Origin of the sequence: Sporosarcina sp. USHLN248, assembly GCF_037144575.1 — a bacterium.
GTDB classification, from domain to species: Bacteria; Bacillota; Bacilli; order Bacillales_A; family Planococcaceae; genus Sporosarcina; species Sporosarcina contaminans.
Window position 1 is genome coordinate 1 of record NZ_JBBCZC010000083.1, and the last position, 4052, is coordinate 4052.

Genomic DNA, 4052 nt, shown 5'->3' on the forward strand with positions numbered 1-4052 from the left:
TCCGCGAGCTACTTTCAGTATTGAATGAGAAAAATACAAGAACAGGTGGCGAAAAACGATTCGTTTTTCGCCACCTGTTCTATTTTAGGGACTTATTGGACAGCCCCATTTCTATTTAGTCGATAGCTGCGCAATTTTATGCGAGGGGATTCCCAATATTTCATCGGAGTGCAATGTTTTGTCTTTCAAAAAGTTCCAGACTAAATAAAACCCTACGCAATATCCCACCATCTTCGGATAGGACCCCATGCCATATAATACTTCATAATGAATAGCCGTCCCCTTTAACTGTTCCTTCTCAAAGAACACAATTTCTCTCCATAACTTCTCCAATTCCTCATTGGAATAAAGTGATAGAAACTTTGAATTGTATTCCTTGCCGAACCTTTCAAAGACAGCCATTTCTGCCAAACCTTCTAAAATGACCGTATCCAACAAAATATAATCCTCTTCCCTTTTAGGGTATTTAGCCAATCGGCATACATGATTATATTCATGAGTGAGTAATGCCTTGATTTCTACTTCCGTGTTGTTTGGAGAGATAAATAAAAACAACTTATCTTGGAAACTAAGTCCTGCCTTCCCACTAAATTCATCAGTTAACAATTTGTTATTTGGATCTGAAGGGAATATGAAAATTGGGACATCAGGACCTTTCCATAGTTGCCGAAGCTGCTCGTACTCCTGTTGTACGATTGACCATGCCCCATTCTCAAACAGTTTTTTGCTCAGAGCGCTTCCGTCCTTTGACAAATTGTACATGCCAAATGTTAGCAAGTGCTGATGAATATCCGGGACAGATGCATCCGGAAAATAGTCTCTTAGTTTTTTACATATGCCAATAAGGTCGCCGTCCAATTCTTCGAGCCATTCATTTGTTTGAATAACACCCATTCCATCACACTCCTATCAAGTATTATATGCAATCCGTTAACAATGTTCGTAGGAAGTAGTTGGCGATGTTAATAGAAAAGCTGAACGATCGGGATGTCCCTATTCATAATGAAACCAACATGCACTTGAATCGTATGACAATAGAATGTATAGACATATCGGAGGAGATGCATAGTGAAAGAAGAAAAATCCGATAGACAGGTGTGGCTACGGTTCTTCCTTCTATTCGGGTCGTTCTCGGTACTTTATTTTTTTGTTTTCTATTTCTGCAACAAAATGCTGAATCATACAAATGATGCCCTTTTTTTCCTCACACCGAATAGTGCCTATTGGGTTTATTATAGTTGCTCCCTTATCTATGGGCTTGCTACTTGGGGAGTATATGTCTCCATCAAAAACGGGATTCAGAAAAAATCTTTCCGAGAGTTCAAAGTCGATGTGCTTCTCGTACTTCGATTAGCTGCAATCCCTCTATTTATCACTCTTCCTTTTCTTTATTTAAGCTTTACGAATGCAATTGTCATGACCGAAGAAGAATTTATATACGGCACATTTTGGAGTTTATCAACAGACCATTACACTTGGGAGGACGTAACGAAAGTGGAAATCGACTATTCCATTCCCATCGAATCAAACCCTAACCGAAGCTCTTTCAATGGTCGCTATATTCTTCATTTTAAAGATGGAAGAAAATTTGACGTTTGGCAAAATACATTGGAAGGTGAAACAACGGAAGTTCAAGAAATTGATGCCTTTCTTCAAACAAAAAATATTCCGTTCTTTGTTCGACATGTCCCTTCGGAGGATACGATCAATAAGTACTTCTCAGGAAACGCCGACTTTATCCGTGATCTTTTTTCAAGATGATTTGCCATTTCCGTAATCGAGCTGGTGATGAGGATGGTTCAAGTCAATATCCGTTCTAAATAGAGGTTATATATACTTTGTTGATTAATCCGAATAGTTGGCCTTCTATGTTATAATTGAAAGCACATACAAATTTCCAGAAACTTAAGGGGGCGGTTTCAAATGGTAACTGAAGGGTCGGTCTTATGGGTGCCCAGCAACGACTTTATCGAAAACACGAATATTATTAACTATATTAAGTGGCTCAAGAGAGAGAAAAATTTGGCATTTGGCGATTATCATTCGCTATGGAAATGGTCCGTGGATGAATTGGTAGCTTTTTGGGAATCGATATGGGAGTATTTTGATGTGCAATCATCCACTGCTTATGAGGAAGTCCTATCCTTCAAGGAAATGCCGAGCGCTAAATGGTTTACCGGCGCGACTTTAAATTATGCGGAGCATATTTTCAGGCGTGATAATTATGATAAAACAGCGATATGCCACGCATCAGAAATACGCCCACTAGGTGAATTGAACTGGGGCGATTTCAAGAAACAAGTGATGAGCTTAGCAACTGAACTGCGTGCGTTAGGCGTTGGTAGAGGAGATCGCATTGCCGCGTATCTCCCGAACATACCAGAAACTGTCGTTGCTATGATGGCTACGATGAGCATAGGTGCGGTTTGGTCAAGTGTCTCCCCTGATTTCGGCAGCCGCAGCGTATTAGACCGACTGCAGCAAATCAAACCGAAAGTGCTGTTCACCATTGATGGCTATCAATACGCAGGAAAAACGTTCGACCGCCGAGAAGAGGTTGTGAAAATCGCTGAGCAATTGCCTACTGTTGAGCATTTTATCCATGTACCCTATTTAATAGTAGAAGATACCATTGGCCCAATTGAAAGTGCAAAACAATGGTCGGAGCTATTGAATCGGCCCGCCCCACAGCATTTTGAATTTGAACAAGTGCCCTTTGATCATCCTTTGCAAATTATGTATTCTTCTGGCACGACTGGCATTCCTAAAGCAATTGTGCATAGCCACGGCGGGATTTTATTGGAGTCCTATAAAATTCTTACGTTCCATGCCAATTTAGGACCCAAAAGCCGGCTGTTATTTTATACAACTACCGGATGGATGATGTTTAATATTTTGACGAGCGGTTTGCTAACCGGCGCCTCGATCGTGTTATATGACGGAAATCCTGCATATCCATCAATCGGCAAACTATGGGAGCTAGCCGAGCAAACTGGCACGACTGCATTCGGCGCAAGTCCTATGTATGTAAACTTGATGAAGCAAGCAGGTTTATCTCCTAAAGATAAATACGATTTGTCCAGCATCGAATCTATTATTTTAAGCGGAGCTCCTGCGGGACCTGAACTATTCGAATGGATTTACAAACATGTAAAGGAAGATCTTTGGCTTTCTTCCCAAAGCGGCGGGACTGATATTTGCTCTGGCTTTCTGACTGGCGTCCCGATTGAGCCGGTTACTGCTGGAGAGATGCAAGCTCGCGGACTCGGTGTTGACGTCCACGCCTTTACGGAAGATGGGAAATCCGTCGTGGGCAAAGTCGGCGAATTGGTCGTACTGCAGCCGATGCCGTCCATGCCGCTTTATTTTTTAAATGACGAAGGCAACAAACGGCTCTTTGAAAGCTATTTTGATATGTTTCCAGGCATTTGGCGGCAAGGTGATAACTTGAAGCTGACGGAAAGAGGCACCGGCATCATTTATGGAAGATCCGATTCAACTTTGAACCGCAATGGAGTTCGAATGGGGACGAGCGAAATCTATTCTGCAGTTGAATCATTGGATGCCGTTAAGGATAGTTTAATTGTCTATTTGCAAATGAAAGAGAGCAGATCGTTCATGCCTCTATTCGTTGCCTTAAATGAAGGTGCCGTCCTCGATGAATCGCTAAAACAGGAAATCCGGGATATCATTCGGAACCAAGCATCACCGAAACATGTTCCCGATGAAATTTACGCAATCGAGCAAGTGCCTTATACGTTAACAGGAAAGAAGATGGAAGTGCCCGTCCGCAAAATATTATGTGGCGTTCCGGTCGAGGAAGCAGCAAATCCTGACGCAATGGCTAATCCAACATCGCTGCAATACTTCTCTACTTTCTGGCAAAAGAAACGATCAGATGAGGGGTTAGCCACTCACTCGACTTAACTATGCAGTCGAAGAGGGGCTGTCCAATAAGTCCCTAAAATAGAACAGGTGGCGAAAAACGAATCGTTTTTCGCCACCTGTTCTTGTATTTTTCTCATTCAATACTGAAAGTAGCACGCGGATGC

The 4052-nt window shown here is 42.1% G+C and carries 3 protein-coding genes; 2 read left to right on the plus strand and 1 reads right to left on the minus strand.

What is annotated here, in order from left to right; all coding sequences use genetic code 11:
• Nucleotides 1–111: 111 nt before the first annotated feature.
• On the minus strand, nucleotides 112–894 hold the full coding sequence (locus WFH04_RS17910; RefSeq protein WP_336825662.1) for a DUF2268 domain-containing putative Zn-dependent protease: 783 nt from the start codon (nucleotides 892–894) through the stop codon (nucleotides 112–114).
• Nucleotides 895–1068: 174 nt separating this feature from the next.
• On the opposite strand from WFH04_RS17910, the gene WFH04_RS17915 reads away from it, so the two are divergent.
• Together WFH04_RS17915 and WFH04_RS17920 are read left to right on the plus strand one after the other, a co-directional pair.
• Nucleotides 1069–1761: a hypothetical protein gene (locus tag WFH04_RS17915; RefSeq protein ID WP_336825664.1), complete on the plus strand. Its 693-nt coding sequence runs from the start codon at nucleotides 1069–1071 to the stop codon at nucleotides 1759–1761.
• 162 nt (nucleotides 1762–1923) lie between these two features.
• Complete coding sequence (locus tag WFH04_RS17920) at nucleotides 1924–3927, plus strand: acetoacetate--CoA ligase (protein ID WP_336825666.1); 2004 nt, start codon at nucleotides 1924–1926, stop codon at nucleotides 3925–3927.
• The last annotated feature ends 125 nt before the right edge of the window (nucleotides 3928–4052 follow it).

What these genes read in the sequence shown, in the direction of transcription:
- WFH04_RS17910 (WP_336825662.1), bottom strand. Translation starts at nt 894, where the DNA reads ATGGGTGTTATTCAAACAAATGAATGGCTCGAAGAATTGGACGGCGAC.
- WFH04_RS17920 (WP_336825666.1), top strand. Translation starts at nt 1,924, where the DNA reads ATGGTAACTGAAGGGTCGGTCTTATGGGTGCCCAGCAACGACTTTATC.